The sequence below is a fragment of the Arsenophonus sp. PmNCSU2021_1 genome (assembly GCF_036919435.1).
Taxonomy (GTDB): domain Bacteria; phylum Pseudomonadota; class Gammaproteobacteria; order Enterobacterales; family Enterobacteriaceae; genus Arsenophonus; species Arsenophonus nilaparvatae.
The window spans coordinates 693,345-719,078 of the sequence record NZ_JAZHPL010000004.1; the positions used below are offsets into that span (position 1 = coordinate 693,345).

Sequence of the window (25,734 nt, forward strand, 5' to 3'; positions counted from 1 at the left end):
TGGTTTTAATTGCAGCCAATGGGATTTCATTGATTCAACACCGCCTTTTGCTGCTATTTCTAATTCCTTGATTAATTAATTGTAACGAGCCTTTTGTTGGGCTTCTTCTTTCTGCATCACAACTTTTTCCTGCTCAGGTAAATCTTCACCCGCATAGATATAAAATCCTAATCCAAACATCGAAATGGCTTTAGTGAGGCAGCGCATCAGCGCTTTGTTGATATCAACGGCGTTAGGATTGGAAATAGCCTGATTCCGGTAATCCATAACGGGTAACCACATTTTGCGGAGACATTCGTTATTACCCTGTTTGACGGTGAGGGTTAATGACACCATCGCACTGCCATCATTGTTATAGCTAACGGCATCAATGACATAGTAGGATTCTGGGTAATGTGCCATTAATACGCCCCACGCCCACGCCCACGCCCATGAGAGATAAGAAAGGCCGTTTTTCTTTTCAACTTTATCGTTAACATTAATCGCCGACAGCGTTTCCCAAACCTGTTGTTGAAAACTGCTCTCTTTTTCGGTATGTTGTGTTTCGCTCATAGATATTTCCTCTTAGGCGCTCGAAGTGCTTTGTACTGATGGATATTCTCATTTTTGAAATGGTCAAACAGTGCCTTCCAGATATCGTCAAAATCCTCAATACTGAGTTTTCGCATCACTGAGGAAGGCAGGCAGTCATAAACAGGCTGGACAAGTTCGCTGATTTCGTCGTCCAGCCTGTCCTCCCAATAAGCAATTTCTTGCTGTTGTTCGTACCAGTAATCTTCCATGGCGTAAGGGTTCATTTGACCTCCTCGAACTGAAATAGCATCCTGTTTTTTCTGGTTTTAATCTCTGCAACTAATAACTCGATTTCATTTTGTGAAAAGTGTGAGTTCAGTAGCAGGGTGATAATTTTTTCTTTAATATGACGTTTTTTCGCCTTTTCAGATTTAAGGGGCATGATGATTTTTTCCATAAGCTTTTAGTTGCAGTGATAAAGCGATTAGCCATATATCTTGTCGTTGGGTATTAATCGCTAACTTTGCTGCCTGTCTTGCCAGTACTAATAGGTTTCTATCTTTGTTCATATATTTAGCCCTTATGCCACCTGACTATATTTGTCGTGGGTAAATTCACCGTTCCAGTCTTTCTTCATCGGTAGCTTACTTTTGAGGTATTGGTTATATAGCCATGTAGCCCCCTTTTTTAGCAGAATGATTTTGTAACACTGACGTTGCCCATAATCGTTTGTCATGATGAAGGGTGATTCGGTTAAATATTTATCTCTTGCATAAGAATGAACACGCCAGACATGAGCCTTGCTGATATCCTTTTCTGCATCGTAGAGAAAATGACGCGATTCTAGAAAAAGGTTAACCTGGTTAATATTTACGCCATTAAGTTGTTTGCAAAACTGAACGGGTGACATACCAACCTGAAACAGGTTTTTTAGGCTATCGATTTCTGTTGTGAGGTTCTTGTTTTCTAGTAATAGCTTTTCTTTATCTTCCTCAGCCCGAACAACCATGAGTGCCAGTTCTTTGGTTGTTGGTAGCAATGTTTGAGGTTGTAAAATCCGTCTTTCGCATTCAATAAAATACTGTCTGGCCTGTTTCCCTTTTTCGTTGCGTTCAACCATGGATAGTTCTTTCGCCATATCGAGGGAAATGTGGTATTCCTTTGCTGGACGGCCTCCGAAGGGGTTTTCCCCAGAATTGGTGAAAACTATAAAGTCGATATTTTCAGCAAATCCATATTGTTTAATTCTGTCTTTTATCCATGTGGTAAAATCTTTCCCAATATCGAAAAACGCATGTAGATCACGAGCATTTAGCGTTTGGATTAATTCATCATTGATATTTTTTGTTTCGATATTAATTAAATTTTGCATAAGGGGATCCCTCAAAGTTAATTGATGAATGTATATTGATGTTTGTGAATGAGGTGCACGCTTCCGTTTCAAACGGGGACGTGCTAAAGAAAAATCAGCTATTCAGAAAGTTTTTTGATTAATTCATCTTTGTGAATAATCATATAACCCGCGCGACGACCAATTTCGAACAATGACTCTAGTGAAGCAACATATTCATTATCATGAATCACTCTTGCGCTATCAACTTTGCCGTTGGGTAGTAAGGTGAGCAGAACTTTATTGGTTGCTCCGGTTACAGCGATAGAATTGTTAAGTTGTGCTTCCATGCGATTGAATTCAGCAATGTATGCTTCTTTGAATTGTGCTGCTTTTTTTCCGGTAAATCCCATAACTAAGAATACGAAGCCGTCTTTGGTCATATGATAAATTTTTGATTCACGAGTTGCTCCATTACCAATTTCGATGCTTGAGTACATCTCCTCAAAATTGAGGGCATGAAAATTAACTGAACAATCAAGAGAATCTATCGCTCTCAATACGTTGTCGTGACGTTTGTCAAAGTAATCGGCAACATCTTTGGATGTGGTAATAGCTTTACCGTTATGAATAGTAACTTTCGGAACAGCAAGGGATTTTTGAAGTGTCATGATGAACTCCGATGGTTTTCTGGATTATTCACCACCTGAGTTGATAATCTCGTTGGTGGTGGACTAAATAGGGTTATCAACACCGGGAAAACCAGCCGGCCAACCTTTAGGTTGCCCCATCCAGCCCACCATTGAATTGTGGCTAGATTACGACATTAAAAAACACGCTCGCGGCGTGTACATGTCGCGGTTTTCTCTACGGGTTGATAATCCCAGCATCTGATTTTGCAGATGCAAATAAACTATAGCGCATGATTTCTTCTTTCGTCAATGTTTTATTATGCTGCAATCCCGTTCATCATCACACCTAACAGCCTAGGAAACTGGTTATCGTAGAAGTGAGGTTGTGTTTGACGGGGATTATTAGGGTCAGTCAGATTTTTACCAAACTGTAATCCTTTCTCTGTCAGTGACCAGAATAGTTTTTCCTTATCAGGATGCTTACTGCTCGGGCGTGATTTACGTTCAGCAAGTCCTAGCAGTTGTAGCCGCCGATAACCAGATTGTGCCGTATAGGGTTTGCCATGAAGCAATAAAAGCTCCGTAAAAGAATGCGTCACTTCGCTTGAACCGGTTAAACTGCCTTCTGGTGCATCAATAGTGTCACCGATCATGCAAAACTGATCCACTAACGATCATCTAAAACTGATCCACTTTGCCAATTTAAGCGGCACCATCCTCTAAAAAATGTTTAGAAGAACCGCCTAAAATCCAACATGAAAGATGACTCAAAGTAGACACATATTGAACCGACCACATCATTGACATCCCTAAACCAAAGATCGGCTTAGCAGTGGGCTGGCGCGGTTTTATGCGCTATGTCTGTAATGAGGTTCGCTTCACTCACGTATCGGCGAAATGAAACTTATGAAAACTTTATAAATATTTTTTTCGCCTTCCATGCCTATGGCATAAAAACCATAAAGAGAATTGGGTGGATCAATTTTGATTGATCGTATTTAGCTAAAAAGTGGATCAGTTTTCGGTGATCGTTGACAAAAATAGCGTAAGCTGGCAATATATCCGGCATACCAAGCGATGACTGTAGCTTTTTCATCGAGCCAAGTAGACCAGAAGGGGCGATACGTAGTTCCTGCTTGTAAAATCATTGCCAAGCCAGCTTGTACTTTTTCGACAAGTACCCCGTTATTGCTTTTTATTGAATCCCTGAACCGCTCGTAAACCTGAACTTCAAAAGCAGGGTCTATCCATGCTGCATATCGGATGGCGATAATTTCAACTGCCCAGCTGCCAGATTCAAGGCCACCTTTGATGATGTTGACCGAAGCACTCTGCGATGCTTCGCTTACTTTTTGTGCAAAAGTGCTGATGCCCTCGCTTCTGAGAAAGACAGAAGGTCTCTGAGATTCTGTCGCTTTACCCTGAGCAACAGCTGCCCTGTGTAAATCATTCAGACAGTAACGCCCGAAAGCATCTTGACGAACAACGGTATTTTCGATAATAACTAATTTAGACATAAAAATATTTCTCCGTAATGAAACGAATTAAGGTATTAACGTGAAAGATTTTGCAGATTGTCCCCTAAACCCGTTATACTTCCCAAAAAGGAGGATAACGTTATGGGTCAGGTCGCATTTGATACACTACAAGCATCAGAAGAGCTTCAAACGGCTGGGCTTACTAGTCAGCAAGCTAAGGCTATTTCGCTTGTTGTACGTAGATCGCATGAGGTTGCTGATGTAGCGACTAAAGCTGATATTGCTGAGGTAAACCGCAATATTGCTGATGTTCGCAAAGATTTATCTTCTGAAATTTCAGATATCCGTAAAGATATGGTTGCTCGCTTTGAAAAAAACGAAGCTCAAATTGCTGATGTTCGCAAAGACTTATCTGCTGAGATGAATTTACGTTTCGAGAAAACTGATGGTCAGATAGCGTTGATTCGTAAAGACGTTGAAACTATTGCTACTGGACTACTTTTAAAACTTGGTGGTGTAATCGTTGTGACTATTAGTGCTGCAACTGCAATACTGAAATTCTTTTAATTCTTCGGTTGCAGGTTCAAGCCCTGCACAGCCCGCCAATCTCACGATGTATCTTCATCAGTCTTAAATTCTCTTTTTTAAGACGCTTATTTTCTTTTGTTAAGCACTGTATAATTTCTTTGAAAGTTCTTGTTTCCATGTCGTCGTCATTCCATATATCAATGCTGCTCAGGTATCTTGAATCACTTAAATTACGACTACCATTGGTCACGCCAACCAGATTACCCATGTTAGGATGTTTTGCTGTTACAATGCGTGGATTATCCAATCTCATGATGTGTACTCCCTCGTTAACATTTACTGAAAAGATAGGATGTGTGCCAAGTGCCACTTGGTGTCCGATTACAGTCATCACGGACGGGTAAACGCAATCAAACTATATTTAGCTATTGAAAGATAATTTATAGTGTGTTGACTGTCCCACGAGCGCAGAGCCGCATTCACACATCCTGAAATTGATTTGATTGCCTGAATGTTTAACCACCTCAGGCGGCAGTGGTTTGCGTATTTACCACAACACACAAAACAGGTTATTATGTGCTCACCACAACACATAGAAAAAGGAATGACACGCTCAATGACACCAATTAAAGAGAGGCATTTAATGCTAATTCGAGAATTAAATAATCCTGATAGCCCCATGCAGCCAATAAGCACTGAGAAATTTGACTTTTTAGAGGAAAAGATAGGCACTAATCAATTAGCATTAGATCTTAATTATTTGATTGAAATTGGTCTTGTTAAAAAAGGTGCCGTTGTTTTAGGTCATAATAATTATTCATTATTTTATGTTGAACATATGGCTTTAACTGCTAAAGGTTTTGATTACGCCAATACCGATACTATCGGTAGTGAACTAAACGCCGTTACAATTAAAATACACAAAAATACTCTTGAGCAAATTGAAACAATTATCAGATCGGCTAATTTAGCTGAACCAGAAAAGCAAACGCTTTTAAAACTAGTGAAAGAAAAAGGCGCAGAATCTGTTGTAGGCAAATGTGTTGATACTTTGTTTGCTAATGCTGGTACAGTGACTCAAGTTCTTTCTGAATTAGCTAAAAGTCAATTTAACTCTTAATTGATTTGATTGCCTGATTATTTAGCCACCTCAGGCGGCAGTGATACACTTGGTGTTTTCCACAACAACCAAGAGGTAGAGTAATGAATGATTCATTAGCTAATTTCGATAGAAATTTACAATTTGAACTGCTTGAGTTAGCGGTGTACGATTATCCCGATGTTATTGAAACAGAAAATATTCCTGATCATTCACGTTTAGTTGATAAGAAAAAGCTTCTTCAAAACATCGCTTATTTGCAAGAAGAAGGACTGGTTAAGGGAGGAATTCCTTTCAGGAAAAGAACCTGCAATACATCGGATTAAAGCAACCAAAGACGCTATAAACCTTCTTACTGAGGAAGGGGGTCTGTAAAATTTTTTGTGTAAATGGCTCCTCCGTTAGCAGGTGATCCGATCACCGTACATCAACATAAATTGACTCATGGCGGGTTTCCAATCTTTGATAGGCATCGTCCATTTTATTGAAATATTATGCAACGCTAAATAAAGTAGCTTGAGGACAGATTCATCTGTTGGGAAAACTCGCCGCGTTTTAGTAATCTTACGCAATGACGCATTAAGTGACTCAATCGCATTGGTGGTATAAATGGCTTTACGGATTTCAGGAGCAAAGTCAAAAATAACGATTAGCCGTTCCCAATTGTTTGTCCATGACGGACTAATTGTTGGGTACTTCTCATCCCATTTGGCTGAGAATGCCTCCAGAGCAGACTCAGCAGCATCGACTGTCGCTGCACCGTAGATAGCTCGCAGGTCTGCTGCCACCGCTTTACGCTCTTTCCAGTGGACGTAGCGAAGAGAATTACGTACTTGATGGACCAGGCATAATTGAACACGGGTTTGCGGGTAAAGCACTTCAATAGCCTCAGGAAAACCTTTTAAACCATCACAGCACGCAACGAAAATATCTTGCAAGCCTCGATTCTTGAGTTCTGTCATCACCGATAGCCAGAATTTAGCTCCTTCGCTTTTTGCTATCCACAAGCCCAATAATTCCTTCTCTCCATGGATATTTATGCCCAAAGCGAGATAAACGGATTTGTTGATGACTACGCCGGAATCCTGGCTTTTAACAACAATACAATCAAGATAAACAATAGGATACAGCGCCTCCAACGGCCTTTTTTGCCAGGCTTTAACCTCTTCCATGACCTCATTGGTTACCTGAGAAATGAAGGTTCCTGACACTTCAACACCATAGACTTCTTGAAAATGCGCCTGAATATCTCGAACCGTTAACCCTCTCGAATACAGAGAAATTATACGCTCATCAAATCCATTAAACTGTCTTTCCCCTTTCGATATCAACTTTGGTTCGAAAGTGCTATTTCGATCGCGAGGAACATCCAACCCGATAGCTCCATGCACAGAACGTACATTTTTACCGGTTGTGCCGTTTATACAGAAGTAGTTTATTTGATACTTACGGGAATTGGCGGGATCTGGCGGGAACTCATGGGATTTCTTGAGGTTAGGGGTGATTTTGGGATTTGATACCAACGGTTAAAAAACAAACAACCCTTCATCTAGAAGTAAAATATTTGATACCAATACAAACGAGCTTTAATGTCCTTTAAGTTGCATTTATAAATAGTTTTACTTGGGCCAGGGCTTCTTAGGCTCTGGCCCGGATGTTAGCGTTAGAGTGCTCTACTTTTGAAATGGTGTCTTCGGTACTGATTTCAATTTTGGACAAAATCTCTCTGAACTGTTCTTCTGACATGGAGTCCATCCGCAAAGCGACTCGTTTTTTATCTTCTCTTAGCTCAAGAAGCGCTTGGTTTGCAGGATCTAGAAGGTATAGAACCGTTTCTACTCCCTTTCTAACTAAAACCTCCATGATTCTTTCTTTTTCATCCTTGGATAGAAAGGATAATAACTCCATAATTTTCAAGTCAATCAATTCGTTGCTAACTCCTTGTTTTAGAATCAATTCTTTTTTGTTCATTTCGTTCTTTATGCTCTTTTTGAAATCTGGGATTTCACCTTCTCCTGTGAGTAACCAATCTAAAGATACTTGTTCTTTTTCTGCAATTTTAAGCAGATGAGCCTTGCGTGGCGTAGGCTCTATATCCTTACGCTTATAATAATTTTGTAGGGTACTAATGTTCATGCCCCAAGCTCTTGCTGCTTGAGAGCGTGACGGATAACGATCTACTAACTGAAAAATTCGATCGATGACAGTTTCTTTTCCTTTGGAGCAAAAAGAACGGGTCGGTTCTTTTTTAAAACTAGACATAATCACACCTAATATATTGATATTAAAAGATAATAACCAAAAGAACTAACAAAAACACTTGATTTTAATTCTTTTTGTTCTTATCATTCTATCCGTAGAGATAACCATCTGATTACCCATACGGATAACTTTTTAGGATAGACGAATGACGACTAAAAAAGAAGACATATGTGCTGATTGGCACCCTGAGATCATTAAAGCGGAGATCCATAAGCGAGGGTTGTCGTTTCGCTTACTGTCCTTGCAGGCCGGTTACAGCAAGGATTCACTCAAAACGGTTTTACGGACGCCCTGTAAAACCTATCAGAAGATTATTGCCGAAGCGCTGGGGATCGAGCCGGAAGCTATTTGGCCCAGCCGTTACAAGATTAAAAGTTACATACGTAAGGCATCATAATTATGTTTGTTGTTGCTAAAGAACTTATTGGCGTAATGGGTCTCCCTAAAACTACTAAAGGCATTAGAGAGATATTGGCGCGTTTAACGAAAAATACGCCCGATTTGGTACGTAAACGTCCCGGCACCAAGGCTTACGAATACCACATTGATTGTCTGCCCATTGAAGCCCAGTGCGCGATCCGTGAGCGTCATCTTCAACAACTGATGATTGCTGCACCGGTGGATGATGCAGCCAAACAACCCACTGTATCAAAGGTCAGCACCGATCCGGAGAAGCTTGGCAAGCTGGACGTTTACCGGCGTTGCCCGGCATTGGTTGGCAATAAACTGGCCGATCTGACGGACAAGCAGCGCCAGATTGCCGATGCACGCATGTTATTGGTGCAGCATATCCTCACCATAGGCCAACAGCCCCGTTATAGCTGTGCGCAGGCCATCCGCTTTATTGTCCAGCAGGCGAAAACTGGCCAGTTGCCCGAGAATATCGCCCAGGCGGCACAGGTAGCCAATGCCAAGAAAGGTAAAAGCCGTCAGCTCAGCGAAATCACCCTCAAGCGCTGGCTGGCCGACTACAGAAAGGCCACTACCCCCGCCGAACGTCTGATAGTGCTGGCACCGGGTAAGCGTGAAGTCGTTAAGCCGGAGCAAATCGCCTGGTTACATGACTATCTGGCGCACTATCGCAAGCCAAACGGGTGCAGCATGAAAGAGGCCTATGTAGATTTTTGCGCCGAGTGGCAACAACGCTATGCCGATGAGCCGCTGATGTTGGCCGCGCAGCCGTCCTATGATGCGGTGCTGTATGCGATGGATAAACTCCCCGAAATCGTCAAACAGCGCGGGCGCAAAACCGGCAGCGAATATCGCCAGCTGGAAGGGTTTGTCCGCCGCGACTGGAGCAGTTTACCGGTTAACTACGTCTGGATTGGAGACGGTCACGGCATGAAGATGAAAGTCGCCCATCCCGACCACGGTCAACCTTTTTCGCCGGAAGTGACCTTTATTCTCGATGGCAGCTGCCGCTATATCACCGGCTGGAGCCTCTCGCTCTCTGAAAACGTGATTGCCGTCACCGATGCCCTACGTTATGGCATTGCCACTCACGGCAAGCCGTTTCTCTACTACTCAGATAACGGCAGTGGGGAAACCAATCTCACCCTGGATGCAGACGTGACCGGTATTCTGCGGCGGCTCGAGATTGACCACCCGACCGGTATCGCCGGCAATCCCCAGGGGCGCGGCATTATTGAACGCCTTAACCGTACCTTGCCCATGTACATTGCCCGCCGCTTTGCCACTTATTACGGTACCGGCGCTGATCGGGAAACCGTGCGCAAGACTGGCAAGGCGCTTAAATCCGCCTTAAATGCCCAGGCAAAGGGCCATGCACTGACCGTCGCCCAGCAGAGCACGCTACGCAAGCTGCCCTCCTGGGAGATGCTGATTGATGAAATCAAGGCCGGGGTCGAGTGGTACAACGCCCGTCCGCACAGTGAATTACCCAAACGCCCCGATGGCCAGCATTACAGTCCGGCCGAGTTTCGCCGCTGAAAGCTGGAAAACGAAGCCACCGAGCTGGAATGGCTGACACAGTTTGAACTGCGTGACCTGTTTATGCCACAGACCGAGCGCACGGTCAGGCGCTGTGAAATCCGTTTCCTTAACAATATTTATTATGCCGCCAAACTGGCCGAGGAGCACGACCGCAAGGTGTTAATCAGTTACGACATTCACGATGCCAGCAAGGTTATCGTGCGCCGTATGGACGGTACTTACCTCTGTGACGCCCTGTGGGACGGCAATAAACAGCTGGCCTTCCCGGTAACGGCGGAATACCACAACCGGCAGCAACGTATCAAAGGGATGCGTAAGCGGGGTGAGGAGAAAGTGGCGCTTGCTGAGGCAGAAAACACCCTGACGTTGCCGGGTGAGAAAGTGAATGACCTCGAGTTACCGGTCAATGTTTATCGGCAATTGGGGAATACCGCATTAAAAGCTGAGGTTGAAGAACAGAGCGACCTTGATACGGAAGCGGCACTACAGCGGGGTTTGGCATTACTGGAAGCCCAGCAGATTGACCCGCTGTTGTAAAAAAGCCATCTGGTCGGCAAACCGAATGGCCTTATCGAAACACAAAAACACTTTCTTTCAAAGAGGCAAGATGATGACTCAAAATGATGATCTTATCAAGACGCTGCATCAACTGATTGATTCAGGCCAGGTCACACAGGCGCAGATTGCCCGTGAAACCGGCCAGTCGAGTGCAGTGATATCCAGCTTTATCAACGGTAGTTATAACGGCAATAACCAGCGCGTCGGTGAACTGTTAACCCGCTGGCTGACGGATTATCAGCAAAAAAAGACTTTGCCCGCGCCGCCGCAGTTTGTGGAGACCGCCACGGTCAAGGAGATATGGGCGGTGTTCCAGTTTGTCCGGCTGGCGCAGTGCATGAATGTGATTGTCGGGGTGCCGGGGGTGGGCAAAACCTTTGCCGCCCGTCAGTACTGCCAGCATGCCAATACCTGGATGGTGACCCTTTCCCCGGCCCACGCCAGCATCACCGAGTGTCTGCTGGAGCTGGCGGAAGCGCTGGGCCTTAGCGACCTGCCTAGAAACAAGGGGACGCTGGCGCGTGCAATTCGGCGGCGGCTAACCGGCACTCACGGGCTGGTGATTGTCGATGAGGCTGACCACCTGGGCATTGACGGGCTGGAGCAGCTGCGCGCCATTCAGGATGCGACCGGGGTCGGTATGGTACTGATTGGTAACCCGCGCGGCCTGTCGAAATCGGCCCGCTCAACCCAGGGGGCGGATGACCTGGCCCGGTTGTACAGCCGTATCGCCCGCTCTAAACGGCTGTTAAAGGCAAAAAAAGCGGATGTGGCCGCGATTGCTGCCGCCTGGGGCATTACCGGCGAGAGTGAGCTGACGCTGGTACAGGCCATTGCCCAGAAAGCCGGTGCCTTGCGGGTATTGTCGCACACCCTGCGCCAGGCGTGGCTGATGGCCAGCGGTGATGCACAGGCCCAACTGGGGGAAAAATACATCAAGGCGGCCTTCAGGGAGGTGTATACCGAGACCGACCTGCTGCCGGCCAGGGGGTGAGCATGGGCGGCGTACTCTTTACCGACAGCACCGGACGCCAGGTGCTGCTCAATACCCGGCGGGTGGTGTCCGTCTCGCTGGAATCGTCACACAGCCTATTAGTGTCATTTGGCAATCGGGGCGCTGCGCTCTATGTGTTGCCGGATGCGCAAGAGGTGATGATGCAGTTATGTCATGACATGAACCGTTTACTCAGGAGAGCCAATGATGAATAACCCTGTACGCCATGAAGTCCGCGCCCTGCGGCGTATGGCCCGCTACGCCAGCTATAACGTTGATGGGACTATCCGGCCCAATATTACCCTGTCACGCGGGGCAACGCCGTACCTCTGGCTGGACCGGTATGAGATGGCGGCGGCGACCTTGCCCCCGGCCCAGCAACAGTATTACCGGTGGCAGGGATTTGATGTAGATAGCTGGGAAGCGCTGCAACTGGGCTGTTATCTCTCTGGCCCAAGCCGGCGTCAGGCGTGGTACGCCGCCTGGCGCACCTTACGGGCATTGTTGTCCGGGCGGTCAGTGCCGTCCGAATCGGGGCCGGTTTTACTGAGCACGCTACTGTGTGAGGCTCGGTTATCAATGAATATGCTGAAAAGGAAAGGTCATCATGATGAACATGTTTGATGCGATGAATAGCGTGCGTTATCAGTTACGCGCGGTCGGCAGCGACATTCTGTCCGCCCGGCGTTATCGGCAGCGCCCGTTTATAAAAATTATCCCGCCGGCGGGTCAGCCGACGGCGTCCGATGCGGTGACGGCCATTACCTTGTATTACCAGGGCCAGCGGCGTCAGGTCTACGCTAAACCGTTATCAGGCTGTCTGGTCTATTGGGACGCGCAGGACTAAATGCGCCGCCGTTATCCACTCTTTTAGCGAGGAAAAACAAAATATGCATTATCACCCTGAAAAATCTCCCCTAACACCCCCTGACGGCTATCGCATTAATGCGTTAGGGCATATGGTGCCGGTCAGTCATATCAAGCCGATTGACCTGCTACGCGATGAATTGATTGACAGCCTGTTTACCGAGGCGCGGCAGCTCCGGCATCAACTGGCCGAATTTAAATTGCGCGCCCTGCAACGTATTCGGGATTTTGTCGATTTATCCGCCGCCGAATATGGCGTCAATTACGGGGCCGCTAAAGGCAATGTCACCCTGACCAGCTTTGACGGGCAGTATCGTCTCGTTCGGGCGGTGGGCGAACACCGTATTTTTGATGAACGTATCCAGGCGGCGAAAGAAAAAATCGAGGCCTGCATTACCAAATGGTCAGATGGCGCGGATGCGAAATTAATCGCCATCGTGAAGCGTTCCTTTAAGGTCAATAAACAGGGACAGATTGATATTAATGAAGTGCTAGCGCTACGGGATTTAGATATTGACGATGAAGAATGGCAAGAGGCGATGCGCGCGGTCAGCGATTCGATTAAGGTCAGCGGCAGCAGTACCTATCTGCGTTTTTATCAGCGGGAAGTGGACAAAGCCTATAAACAACTGTCGCTCGATATCTCCAAACTGTAATGCCTTTTTAATCGATGGCTTTACATCCGGCGCGCACGTCGGGGCACCGGGCGCGCCGAATTCAGCCGAGGACATATTGATGGTAGTGAATGAAAATTTAATTTATGACGCCGCCCTGGCGCGTTGGGGGCATGACCGACAGATGTTAAAAACCATTGAGCGCTGCGGGGCACTGGCCGGCGCGCTGTGCCGTTTTCTTTCGCAGGGTCAGAATATGCGACAAGTCTGTCAAGCCGTGGCGGACATGGAAATCATGCTCGCCCAGCTTCGTCTAAACGGTCTGGCGGCGATGATTGACGATGAAAAAGTGCGCAAGCTGGCCGCCTTGTCGCAACGCCTATTGACCCAACCACCGGCGACGATAAACACGGGAGATAAGGCATGAACCGGGCTACCTTAATCAAACTTATCCATGTGGCCCGTCGGGAGTTGCAGCTGGATGAAGAAACCTACCGCGCGGCGCTGATGAAGGTGTGCGCCGATAAAACCAGTTGCCGGGAAATGACGGTACCGGAGCTGGTCAGGGTGTTACATGCCTTTCAGCAAAAAGGCTTTACCGTGCGTTCAAAGCCGGTTTTACGCGGCGTTAAACCCGCTTCACCGGTCGCCAAAATCCTCGCCATCTGGCAGACCATGCACCGCCAGGGGTTTGTGCAGTCGGGCGATGAGGCAGCACTGAATGCCTGGATAACGCGCACCACGGCCAGGGAGAACGGTGGCCTGGGGGTGGCACAGCTGGCCTGGCTCAATCAGGATAACGCCCTGGCCGTCAAGGTGCTTGAAAGTCTCAAGCGCTGGCATCGGCGCTGCATGCTGGCGACACTCCCACCGGGTACGCCGACTGAAAGTTATCCGCGCGTTTGTCAGCGTTATGAGGCCGAGACCCGTGTATCGTCATAACGTCGGTAACGGGTTATCGTCACCGTGGGCAGAAGGGGCGTCTCGCTTTAGGGTTATGGGATAATATATTGTATAATAACATTATTACTCAACTCACCTGATGAGGTAGACGATGAAGATACAACAAGCAGATTTACTCGCCGATGATACCCAGCTGCATGCGTTAATTGACCGAATAGACTGCGTGGATGAGGAAACCTTACAGCCTCAGTGGCCACAATTACTCGCCGCGTTGGTGGATGTGATGGATAATGAACTGCAACGCCAGGGATTTACCGCCCCCCAATCTCGCCCTCTGGCGCGTAAAATGGCGGCGGCCCTGGCCGCGTATGCGGGTGGGCGTAACTATTATTTGCCCAAAGGCGACAGTCTGCTTACGGCGTTACGCGACGATGAAATTTTCCACCGCTGGCAGCAGGGCACACCGATTGAAACGCTACGCAAGGCATACCGGCTCGGCCAGATACAGATTTATAAAGTGATTGCCACCCAGCGCCAGCGCTATGTCAAGCGTACCCAACCTGCCCTGTTTGCCGACTAATCCCTGCTAACGTATCCGAACAATCGACTGGCCCCCAGGGGACGGATTGTTAACGGAGCGTAATCCCCCGCCTTATCACGCAACGCTTACCCTGTGACCAGGAATCCCTGTATCAAGGTATCGCTATGCCGCCGTTGCCCGACCCGTTACGTAAAAAACTCCTCGCCGTCTCCGGTGCCGGTCTGTTGACTATTGCCGCCTGCTATACCGCGTTCTGGGAAGGTCACGCTCTCCAGCCCTATGCCGACAGCGGCGGGGTGCTGACGGTGTGCTACGGCCATACCGGTGGCGACATCACCCCCGAGACGACCCAAACGCCGGCGCAATGTGAGGCCCTGCTGGCGGCGGATATGCGCCAGGCTTTCGCTGTGATTGACCAGCATGTCACCGTACCGCTGTCAGACGGGCAGCGCGTGGCGCTCGCGGCGTTTATTCACAATCTCGGGTCGGGGGCCTTTGCGCGCTCGACCCTGCTAAAGCGCCTGAATGCCGGCGATATCCCGGCGGCCTGCGATGAGTTTCGTCGCTGGGTTAAGGTGAAGGGTGTCACGCTGAACGGTCTGGTCAATCGCCGCGCCGCCGATGAATGGCTGTGTCGGCATGGACTGCCTGACCCCGAGGCGACGCCGTGAACACGTTACTTAAAACGGTGCTGACGCTGTGCCTGCTGGCGTTATTACTCGCTACCGCCGGCTGGCTCTGGCAACGTGAACGCCTGCGGGAAACCGCGCTGCACGATTTGCGCCAGGAGCGGGACGAAGCCTGGCAGGCGCTGGCAGAGCAACGCCAAATACAGCAGGTATTTCATACCCTGGAGCAGACCGTCACGCATGAAAAACAGCAACAGCGCGAGGAAAGCGAAAAAGACCGCCAACAGGTGCGCCAGCGGTTATCGCGGGTCAATTGTGCCCGTGAGCCTGTGCCTGGCCCTGTGGCTGACCGGGTGCGCCGCGCCGCCCGTGAAAGTGGTGACGTTGCCGCCCGTACCGCTCCCTGAAGGCTTACTGGCGGCCTGTCCGGCGCCGCTGCCGCCGGAGCCGTTGACCTTTGGGGCCAGCGTGGACTATTCCCTGCAACTGCTGGCCGTGATTAAACAGTGTAATGCCGACAAGGGCGCGTTGCGCCAGGCCGAGCATTACCGACAAGAGCAACCCCATGATGAGTAAACGATGGAAACGATAACCCCCTCAATACCGGACAACGGACGGACCCGAACCCCGCCCGCGCGTTATTGCGCCGCGTGCCGGGTTCCGATAGACCCGGCAAGGCTGGCCGTGATGCCCCAGGCGCGCTGCTGTGTGGCCTGCCAGGCACGACGGGAGCGGCGGCGTGTGGGTTAACGTGCTTAAAGACTCTATTGCCCCGGCGCTCTCTGCTGCCAGCACCGCCGGGGCGCTGTTTATGTGGCTGATGCGCCGCTCCTTTGCCGGACGCGAGCAGGTCGAGCGCCTTAACGCCCGTCTGCTGACGGTAGAAACCCAGCTGGGTAATGCGCCGTCGGCACAGACAGTGCATGCCCTGAAAGTGGAAATCACCGAGCTGCGCGGCGATTTGAAAGAAACCCGCGCCAGCTTGCAGGCGGTGACGCATCAGCTGGAATTACTGGTGGAAAAAGCCCTTTACCGGAGTGACGGATGATTGACGATATTTTGACGCAAGACCAACGCCTGGTGATAGTGCGTTCACTGAATGAGTATCACGGCGAATTAAATGAATCGGTGTTGCAGGACTGCCTCGACGCCTACGGTCATAAGGTGTCGCGCGACCGGGTGCGCGTGTTACTGGCCTGGCTGGCGGAGCAGGACCTGTTGCGGCTTGACACCTTGCCCGGCGGCTATCTGGTGGCCCATCTGAGCGGGCGCGGGCAGGAGGTCGCCGAGGGTCGCGCAACCGTGCCGGGCGTGAAGAAGCCGCGTCGGCGCTAGGGAGGTCGCGATGGAAGAAAACCTCACGCGCGGGCGCGCCAGTAAGGTGGATTTATTACCGGCGGATATTCGTCAACGCCTGTTTGCCCTGCTGCGAGAAAAACGCATTACCCAGTTACAGATTGTGGACGAGATTAACCGCCTGATTGATGCCGCAGGCCTCCCTGTCGAGCAACAACTGTCCCGCTCAGGGGTGAACCGGCTGGCAACGCAAAACGAGCGGGTGGCGCGGGATTTACGCGAGCTGCGTGAGCAGACCCGCGCCCTGACCGCTGAACTGGGCGAAAAACCCAGCGGCGAAACCTCGCGGCTGATTATGGAGATGGCGCGCTCCCTGCTGTTCAAGGGCATCCGCAAGCACCAGCTTGCCAGCCAGGATAACGACGAGATTGATATTGATTTTCTCAAAGAAGCCATGTTGGCCGCCCAGCGCCTGGAGCGCACGGCAGAGATGAGCCACAAGCGCGAGGCACAAATCCGTCAGGCTTATGCTGAGGAAGCGGCAAATGCCGTCAGTGAAGCGCTCCGTGGACAAGAGGGCATGAGTCACCAGATGGAAAGCAAAATCCGCGACATTTTGCTGGGTAAGGCCTAATGCATTTTTTAACAGTTTGATTTTTAATGGAAAAAACAATGCGAACCGCTGAACAACCGGCCCCGATGCACCGATTGACCGACCCGCGCAAAATTGACCTGCGCGAGGCTACCCGCGCCTGCGGCGTCTATGTGCCTGAATCACTGGCGTTACCCGAAAATGAACCGGTGTTTTTGCCTTATCAACAACGCTGGTTCCTCGACGACAGCCCGGTGTGCATTGCCGAAAAATCCCGCCGTACCGGCCTGACCTGGGCCGAGGCCGGGCGCAACGTCATCACCGCCAGCAAGTCGCGGCGCGATGGCGGACGCAACGTGTTTTACGTCGGCAGCAAGAAGGAGATGGCGCTGGAATATATTGCCGCCTGCGCGCTGTTTGCCCGCGCCTTTAACCAGCTGGCCCAGGCCGATGTTTACGAGTCCACCTTCTGGGACAGCGAGAAGCACGAGGAAATTCTCCAGTACATGATCCGCTTTCCGCACAGCGGCTTTAAAATTCAGGCGTTAAGCTCTCGCCCGTCCAACCTCCGGGGCTTGCAGGGCGATGTGGTGATTGACGAGGCGGCGTTCCATGAATCCCTTGAAGAGCTGCTCAAGGCGGCGCTGGCGCTCAACATGTGGGGCGCGCGGGTGCGGTTGATTTCCACCCATAACGGGGTCGATAACCCGTTTAATGCCTATATTCAGGACGCCCGCGAAGGGCGCAAGGATTACAGCCTGCACCGCATCACGCTCGATGAGGCGATTGGCGAGGGACTGTATCGCCGTATCTGCACGGTCACCGGGCAGGTGTGGTCGCCTGACGCCGAAAAAGCGTGGCGCGATAACCTGTATAAAAATGCCCCCAATCGCGAATGTGCCGAGGAGGAATACGGCTGTGTGCCGCGCAAGTCGGGCGGTGCCTATCTTGCCCGCCCGCTGATTGAGGCGGCGATGGCCCCGACAGGCCGTGTCCCCCTGCTGCGCTTTGAGGCCCCGGCGGTATTTGAACTGTGGAGCGCCGCGCAGCGTGAAGCTGAAGTGGAGGCCTGGTGTCAGGCGCACCTCGAGGCGGTACTGGCGAGCCTTGCGCCGGACTGTCGTTACTGTTTCGGCGAGGACTTTGCCCGCAAGGGCGATCTGTCGGTGTTTGTGGTACTGGCCATCGCCCCGGATTTAAGCAAGCGCGAGGCACTGCGCGTCGAGCTGCGCAACGTCACCTATGACCAGCAAAAGCAGATAATGCTCACTATCCTGACCCGGTTGCCGCGTCTGGTGGGGGCCGCCTTTGACGCCACCGGCAACGGCGGCTATCTGGCCGAAGCCGCCCGGCTGCATTTCGGCCCGGACATGGTGGATTGCATCACGCTCTCGGCAAAATGGTATGCCGAATGGATGCCCAAACTGAAAGGCGAGCTGGAAGCGCAAAACCTGACCCTGGCCCGCCATCAGTCCACGCTGGATGATTTGCTGCATATCAAGGTAGTGAACGGGATACCGCAAATTGACAAGGGCCGCAGCAAGGATACGCCGTCAGGCGTTCAGGGCGCGCGCCGTCACGGTGACTATGCGGTGGCGCTCTGTATGGCCAACCGCGCCGCCGCGCTGGACGGTTTTGTGCTGGATGAGGCGGCCTGTCAGGCATTGCCCGCCCGTCTCCGGGCGATGGAGTATGCCGATGAGGTCGGCGATGACGATGATAACGCCGATGAGCGAGGATGCTGGTAATGAAAAGGCTGGTAGATATTCAGGGGCACCCGCTGGTGTTTTCACCGGACAGCCAGACGGCAAAGACCGATATTCCTCAGGTGGCCAGCCGTGCGCCAGAACATCCGGCGTCCGGTATCACCCCTAACCGTGCCGCACTCTGTTTGCGGGCGGCAGAGCACGGTGACATGACCGCTCTGGTGGATTTGGCCGCCGATCTGGAAGAAAAAGATACCCATCTGTTTTCTGAACTCAGCAAGCGCCGCCTGGCGCTGCACAGTGTGGAATGGCGTATTCAGCCGCCGGATAACCCCAACGCCCAGGAGAAAGCCCAGGCAGTGGCGCTGGAAGCGCGGCTCACCGATGCGCCCTGGTTTGACAATGCCCTGTTTGACGCCACCGACGCCCTTCTCAAAGGCTATGCGATGCAGGAAATTATCTGGGGTCCCCGGCGCGGCGGCGAATTTTTCCCGACCGCCGTCCACTGGCGCGATCCGGCGTTATTCTGCGTCAATCCCGACGACTACCGCGAGCTGCGGCTGCGCGATGGCAGCCATGCCGGGCAGGTGTTACAGCCGTTTGGCTGGATTTGCCATGAGGCCAAGGCCAAAACCGGCTACCCCGGCACGCAGGGGCTGGTACGCACGCTGATTTGGCCGTTTATCTTCAAGACACGAGTTTCGCACAGGCCTATAAAATTCTAGAAATGGCTTAAAAGTAATGATTAATCCGCAAGTTACTGAAATGCATAAATTCACTTAATTTACAATAAGTTATATTTAATTTATAAGGTTTTATCTATTTACATATTATGCTGAATTAAACTTAAAAATAGAGCGTTTTTTTATTGGTGCGAAACTCGTGCAAGAATTACAGCGTGCGGGATTTTGCCGAGTTTCTGGAGATTTACGGACTGCCGCTGCGGGTGGGGAAATACCCCAGCGGCGCGAGTACCGAGCAGAAAAGCGCCCTGATGCGGGCGGTGATGGATATTGGCCGTCGGGCCGGGGGGATCATTCCCGCCGGCATGAGCCTGGAGTTTGAGGCCGCCGCTAACGGTCAGTCTGACCCGTTTATGGCGATGATTGCCTGGGGGGAGCGCGCGATATCTAAAGCGATCCTCGGCGGGACACTGACCTCAGAGGCGGGCGATAAAGGCGCGCGCTCGCTGGGCGAGGTGCATAATGCGGTGCGCAAGGAGATCCGCAACGCCGATTTACGCCAGCTGTCACGGACCTTTAACCGTGATCTGATTTATCCGCTGCTGGCGCTGAACAGCCCGGTCCCGCTTGACCCGCGGCGACTCCCCCGCCTGGTGTTTGATACGCTGGAATGTGAGGATATGGCCAGCTTTGCCGAGGCTATTCCCAAACTGGCGACCGGCATGGCGATACCGGTTTCCTGGATCTACGATAAGCTGCGCATTCCGGTGCCGGATGGCAATGAGGCGGTGTTTACCATCTCGTCGCCCCCGGCGGTGGCGCACACGGCGCTATCCGCGACCCTCACACCGGCAACGCCGATAAGCGACGCGGTGGAGACAGCACCCGACGCCCCGGGATTGAACGCCAGTGCCGACCCGTTACTGGCACCGGTGATAGCCGCTATCCGTGAGCAGGGGCCGGAGGCGGCGCTGGAGCAGGCGGCGATCCTTTACCCCGAGATGGACGACCGCGCGCTGATTGAACTGCTGACCCGCGCCACCTTTGCACTGGAAGTCTGGGGGCGTCTCGATGCCACAACCGATTGATTTGGGCGTCGTTGCCCGCCTGCCGCCAAAAGAGGCCATCGCCTACTTCCGCGCCAAGGGGTATCACATCACCTGGAACTGGTTTGAGCAACAGGCGGCCATTCACGCCCGGATGTTTACCGTCGCCAAGGCGGCGCGGCTGGACGTCCTGAGTGCGATCCGTGACGAAGTGGACCGGGCCATTGCCCAGGGAATATCCCGGCAGGACTTTATCGACACGCTGACGCCCCGGCTGCAAACGCTCGGATGGTGGGGGAAACAGGTCGTGGTCGACAGCCAGGGCAAGGCCGACGCCGTGCAACTGGGCAGCGCCCGCCGTCTGGCGACGATATATAACGTCAATACCCGCGTCGCCTATAATGCCGGGCGCTATGCACAGATGATGGTGATGCGGCGTGCGATATTTGAAGCCAAAACGTGCGATAAATGGTGGGCTACTTTTGTTTCCGTCAGTGCAACGTAATTACACTTTTATTTTTTGTCGGGATCGCTTTGACCTGTTCGAGCATTTAGATTAACTGGACAATATTTGTAGATGCTAGCTAATGAGACGCCATACAGTAATGCCAGCTGCTTTCTACTATTGCCGGACTCAAGTAATTTTTTAGCCTGCTCTTGCTGTGCGGAAGATAATGAGCAAGGTCTCCCCCCGATACGTCCCTTGCTTCTTGCTGCGGCTAAACCTGCCTTAGTACGCTCAACAATCAGTTCTCGCTCCATTTGCGCCAACGCACTCATCACATGAAAGAAAAAACGACCTGCTGACGAAGAAGTGTCGATAGAATCTGTCAAACTATGAAAATGAATACCTTCATCTTCCAGTTTGGAGATTAAAGTAATCAAATGTTTAATGCTACGACCCAGCCTGTCGAGCTTCCAGACCACCAGAGTATCCCCCGATTTCAGGCAGTTTAACGCGCGTTTTAATCCGGATCTCTGGTCTGTTTTTCCACTGATTTTATCCTCAAAAATCTGTTCACAATTTGCACAAATCAAGGATTTTTGCTGTAAATCGGTGTTTTGGTCATTTTTTGACATCCTCATATAGCCAATTTTTGCCATTTTTAACCTTTTCTCAGACCCGGTAAGCCTTGTAATCGCTGGTTATTGTCTAAATTTTACCTAATTTCTCGATTTAATAAAACCTTGGTTTGTTAGAAACGGTAAATCTGGCTAAAAATGCCACACCCAATCAGCGTAAAATTAACGGCAAAACTCTCACTCAGGATGTGCAGCTAACTGCCACAGATGTTCATGCTGTTACACCCGAAGTATTGCGTGTCGAAATCCCGGTAGGTATTCCCCTGCCTTGGCCTGCTGAAAGAGCGCCGACCGGTTGGTTTATCTGCAACGGTGAGCCATTCGATAAGAAAAAATACCCGCTTTTAGCACTCGCCTATCCATCAGGAAAACTCCCTGATTTACGTGGTGAGTTTATTCGTGGCTGGGATGCTGGGCGAGGCGTGAATCCTAGGCGTAAGGTTTTATCGTCTGAAACTGCATCACTCGAGAGCCACGCTCATGGTTATCGGGACAGGTATTATGTTGAAGATGATGGTCCACTAGGCCACGCAAACAATAAAGAAAAAATGCCTGTAGGGTATAATGCAGATACAGGTTCACGTGCTACGGATGGAGATAATGATTCTTTTCTATTCATTGACAAAACAACGTCTAATGCAGGCGGTAGCGAAACCCGCCCGCGAAATGTCGCGTTTAACTACATTGTCAGGGCGGCCTGATAATGTTGAGTTAGTAGCAAACCAGCTCCCATGTTCTCGGCGCTTTAATCCCTGTTCTGGTATAATCTGCACTGATAATTAACGATTTTCCGACTATTTCGACATAAGTACCTAAATTGCCCTCGGGAGCAATACCTTTGTATTTTACCGTCGCGTTTGCCGAGAAAATGGCATGAGGGACGGGACAAGGTAAAGATACCGTATAAATCTGTCCGGCATTGAGTGGTGGTGTGATGCCCCATTGTCTGATAAGGCCGCTGTCACCACATTTCCACCATCCATTCGTAGCGAGGTGAGCTGTATTTTTTGCTCCTCGATTGTTAATCTGCATATTAAGCCAGCTGCTTAACGCCCCGCCCCAAATAGGGCCAGTTACATCACCATTTTCTTGATAAACCGCGGTTCTGCCGCCCCATGAGATATGCAAATTGCTATGAGTATTGATGGTTCCATCAATTTCTACACTCTTTAACCAATGCAATCGATCATTATTCCAGGAAGCTACTTTTGCATTATTAGCATAAAATGCCACGTTGCCATCGCCATTAGCCCGTAATCCTGAATCGTTATCGCCGATATGCACAGATTGGGTCACATGGAGGTTGCCATTGACGCTACCACCCGTTCGTTTATCCAGTGCATTTTTTGCACAATCTACCGTTTCCGTTAAACCAAGGTTTTTCAGAAAAAGATTCTTGTCTGGGATGTCAGCGCCATTTTGATTTTTTGCTAATTTCTGATTTAATATATTAGTCACCGTTTCGGAAAATTTCGGGTCATTGCCAAGGGCTTTAGCAAGCTTGTTTAGCGTATTCAAATCTACTGTGGAGCCATCAATCAGCGCGTTTTTTGCTTTATTCGCTTCTACCTCAGATAATTTTTTCACTGCTTGATAAAGCTGGTCATGCTGGCTTTTATTAAGACGAATACCTGAGCGTTCAATAACGGTACACACTTCCTCTTGTAGTGCATCATAAAGATCACTATTCAATTTTGTTGACGGTGTTCCCGTAGTCGGATCGCCGTTGGTAAACCCGTTTTTTCCCTGCCCGAATTTATCTTTTTGGGCAGTAGAGGTATCAATTCGATGCATCATTTTCTCCTTTAATGTAGGCAAAAAGTACTTGGGTATGTGAAGGACACTGGCGCTCAATAACACATTCCACGGCGCTATCTCCCCACGTCCTAATCGACTCATTGCAAGCACTGGTACAGCTAATCCAGCGTACATTCGCTTCAGCAGGAATATTTATCCGCCAGTAATAGCGCCACTTGTCACCCCAAGCCGGATCGGGTGTACTATCAAGATGTTGAAATTGTTCTATTGTTGCTGTTGGATAGCCCAATATTTCCAACTGCTTTTTGAAAAAAGCCGCATTAATACCGCCCACAGTATTAACCTTGGCATCAAGCACTTGTTGCCTTTCTTCTAGTGTTTGCGCTCTATTAGCGAGGCATTTATCCGGCAATCCGCATAATTTTTCGTAACGGTTAATTAATTCAACCGATTGGGCCGGGTTAATTTCAATCATCAGGCTATCAGCGTGTTGATGGGCTTGAGCCAGTGAAGGTGCTAGCCCTTTAATGAGCGGATCTTCTTCATCCCATGCGGGGCCGGGCGGTAATAACGTTCGCAACAATTGCGTATATTCGTCGTCCAGATTTGTCATAATGCTCACTCTTTATATTTTGCCCACGTGACCTCACCCAATACCGGCACTTCCGTCTGGGCCAATTCAATATCTGCCGTTGGCGCAATAAGACGATGAGCGATTTCACCTGCTGCAAGACTGATAGCTTCAGCGAGTCTTGAAAGAAAAAGCTTGCTGCCAGGTTCGCCTTCTCGTTGTAAGAAGGCTTTGATTTCTGCGATAACCGCTGCCCGTATTTCTGGCGTATCCGTTGATAAGGCTATCGAAATAGCAACGGTTTTTGCTGTAACGGGGAAAATAGTTAAGCCACTTCCGGCAACAGGAGCAAGGGGTAAGATATGCTCTCTGACTTTGGTTAAGATTTCCTGTGTGGGGGCAGGATGGTCTACATCATCACTCGCCACCATCACCCCAACCGTGCCGATACCGTTTTTATGGCGATGTGTCCATGCGCGACTTATGCCTAAAACTTCTTTCGCCCAGCGAACATAATCACTATCCGCACCGCCTTGTGGCGTATCGTACCAGCGCGCCATGATGCGTTGTCGCCAGCTATCCAAATCTTCAATATCGGCTCCTGTCCTGATGTTATCGGCATAACCGGTCGATGATAAACCAGAAATAGGGGTAGCAAGTCGTAGTGCAATGCCGTCTTCGCAATTGGCCGCCTGACCGCGGCTTTTTGCAACGACGGGTACGCGAAGTACACCCTTTGCTGAGGTTATTGGGGCCGTTGTGGTGTATATTTGACCATCATCACGGTGTATTTCAGTGTCAGCGGGCAGCGATAGGGCATTTTGTACACCTTCCCAGCGAACAAATCCGCTAGCTTTGGTTGCCCCTTTTCGTGGACAACGCTTGATATTACCGTGGCGGGTCAACCAGTCTTCATCGGCTAAATCCGGCAAGATATTGCGCGCTAAATAATCGATATAGCCGTATAGGGTATGAATAGCGGCGGCCTGTACTCTTGCGTACACTTCAGCATCGAGACGGCGCAACACGCTATCTTCATTAAATCGCGTGAGCAAATCACCGCGAATGGTGTCTATCAGTTGTGGCAGTGTCGGGCGCGAAAAACCGCTATTTTGCATGGATCACACTCCACAAATTGTTGATGGTCATCGTTTTTGTATAATGATCAGGCAAGGTAAGTGTAACGGTTGCGGTTAATTTATCGATGCCTGAGCGTATTACCTCAATATCAACCCGAAGCGCGATACCGTCGTCTGTCATCCATGTGAGCGCCTGAGCGATATATTCTTTCGCCTTTTGCACTGTCTGGTTAGTTAAAGTGCTACGTTTTAACAAGTGCAATCGAGAGCCAATCCGGTCATTTTGTACGGTCGGCCACGTATCGCCCCACCACCCAAACGGCGTATCGGTGTCATCATCCGGTTCAGCGCGTCGCCAGGTGAAAAGCGATATCATCACTGCCCGCCTGAGCCGTTCCTGATCGGGTAACGCTGTATTCACTTTTTTATTCATCAGCATATTATTTACATCTGTTGATTGGGTTTGCCTGTTATGCCACCGCTATCACCTTTGTGATCGTGGGTATTGTACTGCGCTCGCATGGTGCTCAATGAGCCGGTTTTGTCCTGTACTTCTGCCTGTGAAACGATGGATTGTGCCGCCGTGATCTTTCCCGGCGTTTCTACTTGTTGTGTGTCCAGCACGATCTTGTTTTTGGCGTGAATAATAAAAGTTTCCGTGGTCGCTTCTATCAATCGTCCACGCTTGAGCATGATGCTGTCGCCTTCGTCCGTGTAGATCGCTACTTCACCGCTTTTTAGCCCTTTTATCCGGTAGCGCCGATCAGCAACGCTAATCACGATGCCGTGAGAACGGTCGCCAGCGAGAAATAGCGCTACACCTTCTGCACCGGAATGAGCCGTTGAAGTAAAGCCGTAAGGTTCGAGATATTCCATGCCCGCTTTTGTATCGCCTGCTATCATTGCAACATCTACTTGTTGACAGGCTGGCGTACTATTCAGCCTTTGAACGACAGCCCGTGACCAGAGACGCGCAAGGCCGCGCTGCAAAGTAGAAAAAATATTTTGCATAATTCACT

General features: G+C 49.9%; 37 protein-coding genes and 5 pseudogenes. 25 read left to right on the forward strand and 17 right to left on the reverse strand.

Going from position 1 to position 25,734, the window contains the following annotated elements; translation table 11 throughout:
* Window positions 1-75: 75 nt before the first annotated feature.
* The 8 genes from V3224_RS08400 to V3224_RS08435 form a co-directional block, all read right to left on the reverse strand.
* Window positions 76-552, reverse strand: a complete 477-nt coding sequence (locus tag V3224_RS08400) for a Sak single strand annealing protein (protein ID WP_334469854.1) — start codon at window positions 550-552, stop codon at window positions 76-78.
* Entirely contained in the window at window positions 549-797 is a 249-nt protein-coding gene (locus tag V3224_RS08405) for a hypothetical protein (RefSeq protein ID WP_334467955.1), read from the reverse strand. Before V3224_RS08405 ends, V3224_RS08400 begins: the two co-directional genes overlap by 4 nt.
* Window positions 794-955, reverse strand: a complete 162-nt coding sequence (locus V3224_RS08410) for a hypothetical protein (RefSeq protein ID WP_334469856.1) — start codon at window positions 953-955, stop codon at window positions 794-796. The genes V3224_RS08405 and V3224_RS08410 overlap by 4 nt, the downstream gene beginning before the upstream one ends.
* Window positions 945-1,082 (reverse strand): hypothetical protein, encoded by a 138-nt coding sequence (locus tag V3224_RS08415; RefSeq protein WP_334469858.1) that lies wholly within the window; start codon window positions 1,080-1,082, stop codon window positions 945-947. Before V3224_RS08415 ends, V3224_RS08410 begins: the two co-directional genes overlap by 11 nt.
* Before the next feature lie 11 nt (window positions 1,083-1,093).
* Window positions 1,094-1,885: an antA/AntB antirepressor family protein gene (locus V3224_RS08420; protein WP_334469859.1), complete on the reverse strand. Its 792-nt coding sequence runs from the start codon at window positions 1,883-1,885 to the stop codon at window positions 1,094-1,096.
* Between the two features lie 98 nt (window positions 1,886-1,983).
* Window positions 1,984-2,514: a Rha family transcriptional regulator gene (locus V3224_RS08425; RefSeq protein ID WP_334469861.1), complete on the reverse strand. Its 531-nt coding sequence runs from the start codon at window positions 2,512-2,514 to the stop codon at window positions 1,984-1,986.
* A 278-nt stretch (window positions 2,515-2,792) separates the two neighbouring features.
* Window positions 2,793-3,128 carry a hypothetical protein gene (locus tag V3224_RS08430; RefSeq protein WP_334469863.1) on the reverse strand — a complete coding sequence of 112 codons (336 nt, stop codon included), beginning with the start codon at window positions 3,126-3,128 and terminating at the stop codon, window positions 2,793-2,795.
* A 345-nt stretch (window positions 3,129-3,473) separates the two neighbouring features.
* Window positions 3,474-3,992, reverse strand: a complete 519-nt coding sequence (locus V3224_RS08435; protein ID WP_334469865.1) for a KilA-N domain-containing protein — start codon at window positions 3,990-3,992, stop codon at window positions 3,474-3,476.
* A 102-nt stretch (window positions 3,993-4,094) separates the two neighbouring features.
* Here V3224_RS08435 and V3224_RS08440 point away from each other — a divergent pair, with 102 nt between their 5' ends.
* The gene (locus tag V3224_RS08440; RefSeq protein ID WP_334469867.1) at window positions 4,095-4,520 is read left to right on the forward strand and encodes a hypothetical protein; all 426 of its coding nucleotides are present in this window, start codon (window positions 4,095-4,097) and stop codon (window positions 4,518-4,520) included.
* Between the two features lie 16 nt (window positions 4,521-4,536).
* Here the strand turns inward: V3224_RS08440 and V3224_RS08445 are convergent, their stop codons facing one another.
* Entirely contained in the window at window positions 4,537-4,794 is a 258-nt protein-coding gene (locus V3224_RS08445) for a hypothetical protein (RefSeq protein WP_334469869.1), read from the reverse strand.
* A gap of 261 nt (window positions 4,795-5,055) precedes the next feature.
* On the opposite strand from V3224_RS08445, the gene V3224_RS08450 reads away from it, so the two are divergent.
* Both V3224_RS08450 and V3224_RS08455 read left to right on the forward strand, forming a co-directional pair.
* Complete coding sequence (locus V3224_RS08450) at window positions 5,056-5,601, forward strand: hypothetical protein (protein WP_334469871.1); 546 nt, start codon at window positions 5,056-5,058, stop codon at window positions 5,599-5,601.
* A gap of 83 nt (window positions 5,602-5,684) precedes the next feature.
* Entirely contained in the window at window positions 5,685-5,906 is a 222-nt protein-coding gene (locus tag V3224_RS08455) for a hypothetical protein (RefSeq protein ID WP_334469873.1), read from the forward strand.
* A gap of 75 nt (window positions 5,907-5,981) precedes the next feature.
* On the opposite strand, the pseudogene V3224_RS08460 reads toward V3224_RS08455, so the two are convergent.
* Window positions 5,982-7,001: pseudogene (locus V3224_RS08460) on the reverse strand (IS256 family transposase); the annotation flags it as partial.
* Window positions 7,002-7,218: 217 nt separating this feature from the next.
* Window positions 7,219-7,842 carry a helix-turn-helix domain-containing protein gene (locus V3224_RS08465; protein WP_334469875.1) on the reverse strand — a complete coding sequence of 208 codons (624 nt, stop codon included), beginning with the start codon at window positions 7,840-7,842 and terminating at the stop codon, window positions 7,219-7,221.
* 145 nt (window positions 7,843-7,987) lie between these two features.
* Here V3224_RS08465 and V3224_RS08470 point away from each other — a divergent pair, with 145 nt between their 5' ends.
* The 21 genes and pseudogenes from V3224_RS08470 to V3224_RS08560 all read left to right on the forward strand — a co-directional run.
* Window positions 7,988-8,239: a helix-turn-helix domain-containing protein gene (locus tag V3224_RS08470; protein ID WP_334469877.1), complete on the forward strand. Its 252-nt coding sequence runs from the start codon at window positions 7,988-7,990 to the stop codon at window positions 8,237-8,239.
* A 2-nt stretch (window positions 8,240-8,241) separates the two neighbouring features.
* Window positions 8,242-10,332: pseudogene (locus V3224_RS08475) on the forward strand (Mu transposase C-terminal domain-containing protein).
* A 73-nt stretch (window positions 10,333-10,405) separates the two neighbouring features.
* Complete coding sequence (locus V3224_RS08480; protein WP_334470353.1) at window positions 10,406-11,347, forward strand: AAA family ATPase; 942 nt, start codon at window positions 10,406-10,408, stop codon at window positions 11,345-11,347.
* 2 nt (window positions 11,348-11,349) lie between these two features.
* A complete protein-coding gene (locus V3224_RS08485) occupies window positions 11,350-11,562 on the forward strand; it encodes a hypothetical protein (protein WP_334469532.1) in 213 nt (70 codons plus the stop codon).
* Window positions 11,552-11,971: a hypothetical protein gene (locus tag V3224_RS08490; protein ID WP_334469531.1), complete on the forward strand. Its 420-nt coding sequence runs from the start codon at window positions 11,552-11,554 to the stop codon at window positions 11,969-11,971. Before V3224_RS08485 ends, V3224_RS08490 begins: the two co-directional genes overlap by 11 nt.
* Window positions 11,955-12,194 (forward strand): hypothetical protein, encoded by a 240-nt coding sequence (locus tag V3224_RS08495; protein WP_334469530.1) that lies wholly within the window; start codon window positions 11,955-11,957, stop codon window positions 12,192-12,194. The genes V3224_RS08490 and V3224_RS08495 overlap by 17 nt, the downstream gene beginning before the upstream one ends.
* Before the next feature lie 43 nt (window positions 12,195-12,237).
* The gene (locus V3224_RS08500; RefSeq protein WP_334469879.1) at window positions 12,238-12,870 is read left to right on the forward strand and encodes a DUF3164 family protein; all 633 of its coding nucleotides are present in this window, start codon (window positions 12,238-12,240) and stop codon (window positions 12,868-12,870) included.
* Between the two features lie 79 nt (window positions 12,871-12,949).
* Window positions 12,950-13,255 carry a hypothetical protein gene (locus V3224_RS08505; protein WP_334469526.1) on the forward strand — a complete coding sequence of 102 codons (306 nt, stop codon included), beginning with the start codon at window positions 12,950-12,952 and terminating at the stop codon, window positions 13,253-13,255.
* On the forward strand, window positions 13,252-13,770 hold the full coding sequence (locus V3224_RS08510; protein ID WP_334469881.1) for a gp16 family protein: 519 nt from the start codon (window positions 13,252-13,254) through the stop codon (window positions 13,768-13,770). The genes V3224_RS08505 and V3224_RS08510 overlap by 4 nt, the downstream gene beginning before the upstream one ends.
* 112 nt (window positions 13,771-13,882) lie before the next feature.
* On the forward strand, window positions 13,883-14,311 hold the full coding sequence (locus V3224_RS08515) for a Mor transcription activator family protein (RefSeq protein ID WP_334469883.1): 429 nt from the start codon (window positions 13,883-13,885) through the stop codon (window positions 14,309-14,311).
* A 125-nt stretch (window positions 14,312-14,436) separates the two neighbouring features.
* Window positions 14,437-14,943: a lysozyme gene (locus V3224_RS08520; protein ID WP_334469884.1), complete on the forward strand. Its 507-nt coding sequence runs from the start codon at window positions 14,437-14,439 to the stop codon at window positions 14,941-14,943.
* Window positions 14,940-15,308 carry a hypothetical protein gene (locus V3224_RS08525; protein WP_334469885.1) on the forward strand — a complete coding sequence of 123 codons (369 nt, stop codon included), beginning with the start codon at window positions 14,940-14,942 and terminating at the stop codon, window positions 15,306-15,308. Before V3224_RS08520 ends, V3224_RS08525 begins: the two co-directional genes overlap by 4 nt.
* Window positions 15,280-15,477, forward strand: coding sequence for an Rz1-like lysis system protein LysC (gene lysC, locus V3224_RS29845; protein ID WP_442890173.1), 198 nt, complete (start codon window positions 15,280-15,282; stop codon window positions 15,475-15,477). The genes V3224_RS08525 and lysC overlap by 29 nt, the downstream gene beginning before the upstream one ends.
* A 3-nt stretch (window positions 15,478-15,480) precedes the next feature.
* Complete coding sequence (locus tag V3224_RS29850) at window positions 15,481-15,651, forward strand: TraR/DksA family transcriptional regulator (RefSeq protein WP_442889627.1); 171 nt, start codon at window positions 15,481-15,483, stop codon at window positions 15,649-15,651.
* Window positions 15,641-15,949, forward strand: a complete 309-nt coding sequence (locus tag V3224_RS08530; RefSeq protein WP_334467899.1) for a DUF2730 family protein — start codon at window positions 15,641-15,643, stop codon at window positions 15,947-15,949. Before V3224_RS29850 ends, V3224_RS08530 begins: the two co-directional genes overlap by 11 nt.
* A complete protein-coding gene (locus V3224_RS08535; RefSeq protein ID WP_010618208.1) occupies window positions 15,946-16,236 on the forward strand; it encodes a VpaChn25_0724 family phage protein in 291 nt (96 codons plus the stop codon). The genes V3224_RS08530 and V3224_RS08535 overlap by 4 nt, the downstream gene beginning before the upstream one ends.
* Before the next feature lie 10 nt (window positions 16,237-16,246).
* Window positions 16,247-16,831 carry a DUF3486 family protein gene (locus V3224_RS08540; protein WP_334469887.1) on the forward strand — a complete coding sequence of 195 codons (585 nt, stop codon included), beginning with the start codon at window positions 16,247-16,249 and terminating at the stop codon, window positions 16,829-16,831.
* A gap of 38 nt (window positions 16,832-16,869) precedes the next feature.
* A complete protein-coding gene (locus V3224_RS08545; protein ID WP_334469888.1) occupies window positions 16,870-18,537 on the forward strand; it encodes a hypothetical protein in 1,668 nt (555 codons plus the stop codon).
* A pseudogene (locus V3224_RS08550) lies at window positions 18,537-19,217 on the forward strand (phage portal protein family protein); the annotation flags it as partial. The gene V3224_RS08545 and the pseudogene V3224_RS08550, both read left to right, overlap by 1 nt.
* A 164-nt stretch (window positions 19,218-19,381) precedes the next feature.
* A pseudogene (locus tag V3224_RS08555) lies at window positions 19,382-20,266 on the forward strand (phage portal protein family protein); the annotation flags it as partial.
* Window positions 20,250-20,651: pseudogene (locus tag V3224_RS08560) on the forward strand (phage head morphogenesis protein); the annotation flags it as partial. The pseudogenes V3224_RS08555 and V3224_RS08560, both read left to right, overlap by 17 nt.
* 86 nt (window positions 20,652-20,737) lie before the next feature.
* Here V3224_RS08560 and V3224_RS08565 read toward each other — a convergent pair.
* On the reverse strand, window positions 20,738-21,328 hold the full coding sequence (locus V3224_RS08565; RefSeq protein ID WP_334469889.1) for a recombinase family protein: 591 nt from the start codon (window positions 21,326-21,328) through the stop codon (window positions 20,738-20,740).
* A gap of 89 nt (window positions 21,329-21,417) precedes the next feature.
* Here V3224_RS08565 and V3224_RS08570 point away from each other — a divergent pair, with 89 nt between their 5' ends.
* Window positions 21,418-22,008, forward strand: a complete 591-nt coding sequence (locus V3224_RS08570) for a tail fiber protein (RefSeq protein WP_334469890.1) — start codon at window positions 21,418-21,420, stop codon at window positions 22,006-22,008.
* 10 nt (window positions 22,009-22,018) lie between these two features.
* Here the strand turns inward: V3224_RS08570 and V3224_RS08575 are convergent, their stop codons facing one another.
* The 5 genes from V3224_RS08575 to V3224_RS08595 are packed head-to-tail and all read right to left on the reverse strand — an operon-like array spanning window position 22,019 to window position 25,726.
* A complete protein-coding gene (locus V3224_RS08575) occupies window positions 22,019-23,101 on the reverse strand; it encodes a gp53-like domain-containing protein (RefSeq protein ID WP_334469891.1) in 1,083 nt (360 codons plus the stop codon).
* Window positions 23,088-23,678: a YmfQ family protein gene (locus V3224_RS08580; RefSeq protein WP_334469892.1), complete on the reverse strand. Its 591-nt coding sequence runs from the start codon at window positions 23,676-23,678 to the stop codon at window positions 23,088-23,090. The genes V3224_RS08575 and V3224_RS08580 overlap by 14 nt, the downstream gene beginning before the upstream one ends.
* Window positions 23,679-23,683: 5 nt before the next feature.
* Window positions 23,684-24,754: a baseplate J/gp47 family protein gene (locus V3224_RS08585; protein WP_334469893.1), complete on the reverse strand. Its 1,071-nt coding sequence runs from the start codon at window positions 24,752-24,754 to the stop codon at window positions 23,684-23,686.
* Window positions 24,744-25,154 (reverse strand): phage GP46 family protein, encoded by a 411-nt coding sequence (locus V3224_RS08590; RefSeq protein WP_334469895.1) that lies wholly within the window; start codon window positions 25,152-25,154, stop codon window positions 24,744-24,746. Before V3224_RS08590 ends, V3224_RS08585 begins: the two co-directional genes overlap by 11 nt.
* Before the next feature lie 5 nt (window positions 25,155-25,159).
* Window positions 25,160-25,726 carry a phage baseplate assembly protein V gene (locus V3224_RS08595; RefSeq protein WP_334469896.1) on the reverse strand — a complete coding sequence of 189 codons (567 nt, stop codon included), beginning with the start codon at window positions 25,724-25,726 and terminating at the stop codon, window positions 25,160-25,162.
* Window positions 25,727-25,734 lie beyond the last annotated feature (8 nt).

Coding starts and splice junctions, on each gene's coding strand:
- V3224_RS08435 (WP_334469865.1), bottom strand. CDS start 3,992: ATGTCTAAATTAGTTATTATCGAAAATACCGTTGTTCGTCAAGATGCT.
- V3224_RS08425 (WP_334469861.1), bottom strand. CDS start 2,514: ATGACACTTCAAAAATCCCTTGCTGTTCCGAAAGTTACTATTCATAAC.
- V3224_RS08410 (WP_334469856.1), bottom strand. CDS start 955: ATGCCCCTTAAATCTGAAAAGGCGAAAAAACGTCATATTAAAGAAAAA.
- V3224_RS08520 (WP_334469884.1), top strand. CDS start 14,437: ATGCCGCCGTTGCCCGACCCGTTACGTAAAAAACTCCTCGCCGTCTCC.
- V3224_RS08515 (WP_334469883.1), top strand. CDS start 13,883: ATGAAGATACAACAAGCAGATTTACTCGCCGATGATACCCAGCTGCAT.
- V3224_RS08575 (WP_334469891.1), bottom strand. CDS start 23,101: ATGCATCGAATTGATACCTCTACTGCCCAAAAAGATAAATTCGGGCAG.
- V3224_RS08535 (WP_010618208.1), top strand. CDS start 15,946: ATGATTGACGATATTTTGACGCAAGACCAACGCCTGGTGATAGTGCGT.
- V3224_RS08455 (WP_334469873.1), top strand. CDS start 5,685: ATGAATGATTCATTAGCTAATTTCGATAGAAATTTACAATTTGAACTG.
- V3224_RS08580 (WP_334469892.1), bottom strand. CDS start 23,678: ATGACAAATCTGGACGACGAATATACGCAATTGTTGCGAACGTTATTA.
- V3224_RS08505 (WP_334469526.1), top strand. CDS start 12,950: ATGGTAGTGAATGAAAATTTAATTTATGACGCCGCCCTGGCGCGTTGG.
- V3224_RS08430 (WP_334469863.1), bottom strand. CDS start 3,128: ATGATCGGTGACACTATTGATGCACCAGAAGGCAGTTTAACCGGTTCA.
- V3224_RS08590 (WP_334469895.1), bottom strand. CDS start 25,154: ATGCTGATGAATAAAAAAGTGAATACAGCGTTACCCGATCAGGAACGG.
- V3224_RS08595 (WP_334469896.1), bottom strand. CDS start 25,726: ATGCAAAATATTTTTTCTACTTTGCAGCGCGGCCTTGCGCGTCTCTGG.
- V3224_RS08400 (WP_334469854.1), bottom strand. CDS start 552: ATGAGCGAAACACAACATACCGAAAAAGAGAGCAGTTTTCAACAACAG.
- V3224_RS29850 (WP_442889627.1), top strand. CDS start 15,481: ATGGAAACGATAACCCCCTCAATACCGGACAACGGACGGACCCGAACC.
- V3224_RS08440 (WP_334469867.1), top strand. CDS start 4,095: ATGGGTCAGGTCGCATTTGATACACTACAAGCATCAGAAGAGCTTCAA.
- V3224_RS08490 (WP_334469531.1), top strand. CDS start 11,552: ATGATGAATAACCCTGTACGCCATGAAGTCCGCGCCCTGCGGCGTATG.
- V3224_RS08545 (WP_334469888.1), top strand. CDS start 16,870: ATGCGAACCGCTGAACAACCGGCCCCGATGCACCGATTGACCGACCCG.
- V3224_RS08495 (WP_334469530.1), top strand. CDS start 11,955: ATGATGAACATGTTTGATGCGATGAATAGCGTGCGTTATCAGTTACGC.
- V3224_RS08450 (WP_334469871.1), top strand. CDS start 5,056: ATGTGCTCACCACAACACATAGAAAAAGGAATGACACGCTCAATGACA.
- V3224_RS08500 (WP_334469879.1), top strand. CDS start 12,238: ATGCATTATCACCCTGAAAAATCTCCCCTAACACCCCCTGACGGCTAT.
- V3224_RS08585 (WP_334469893.1), bottom strand. CDS start 24,754: ATGCAAAATAGCGGTTTTTCGCGCCCGACACTGCCACAACTGATAGAC.
- V3224_RS08405 (WP_334467955.1), bottom strand. CDS start 797: ATGAACCCTTACGCCATGGAAGATTACTGGTACGAACAACAGCAAGAA.
- V3224_RS08565 (WP_334469889.1), bottom strand. CDS start 21,328: ATGGCAAAAATTGGCTATATGAGGATGTCAAAAAATGACCAAAACACC.
- V3224_RS08510 (WP_334469881.1), top strand. CDS start 13,252: ATGAACCGGGCTACCTTAATCAAACTTATCCATGTGGCCCGTCGGGAG.
- V3224_RS08445 (WP_334469869.1), bottom strand. CDS start 4,794: ATGAGATTGGATAATCCACGCATTGTAACAGCAAAACATCCTAACATG.
- V3224_RS08470 (WP_334469877.1), top strand. CDS start 7,988: ATGACGACTAAAAAAGAAGACATATGTGCTGATTGGCACCCTGAGATC.
- V3224_RS08420 (WP_334469859.1), bottom strand. CDS start 1,885: ATGCAAAATTTAATTAATATCGAAACAAAAAATATCAATGATGAATTA.
- V3224_RS08465 (WP_334469875.1), bottom strand. CDS start 7,842: ATGTCTAGTTTTAAAAAAGAACCGACCCGTTCTTTTTGCTCCAAAGGA.
- V3224_RS08480 (WP_334470353.1), top strand. CDS start 10,406: ATGACTCAAAATGATGATCTTATCAAGACGCTGCATCAACTGATTGAT.
- V3224_RS08540 (WP_334469887.1), top strand. CDS start 16,247: ATGGAAGAAAACCTCACGCGCGGGCGCGCCAGTAAGGTGGATTTATTA.
- V3224_RS08415 (WP_334469858.1), bottom strand. CDS start 1,082: ATGAACAAAGATAGAAACCTATTAGTACTGGCAAGACAGGCAGCAAAG.
- V3224_RS08485 (WP_334469532.1), top strand. CDS start 11,350: ATGGGCGGCGTACTCTTTACCGACAGCACCGGACGCCAGGTGCTGCTC.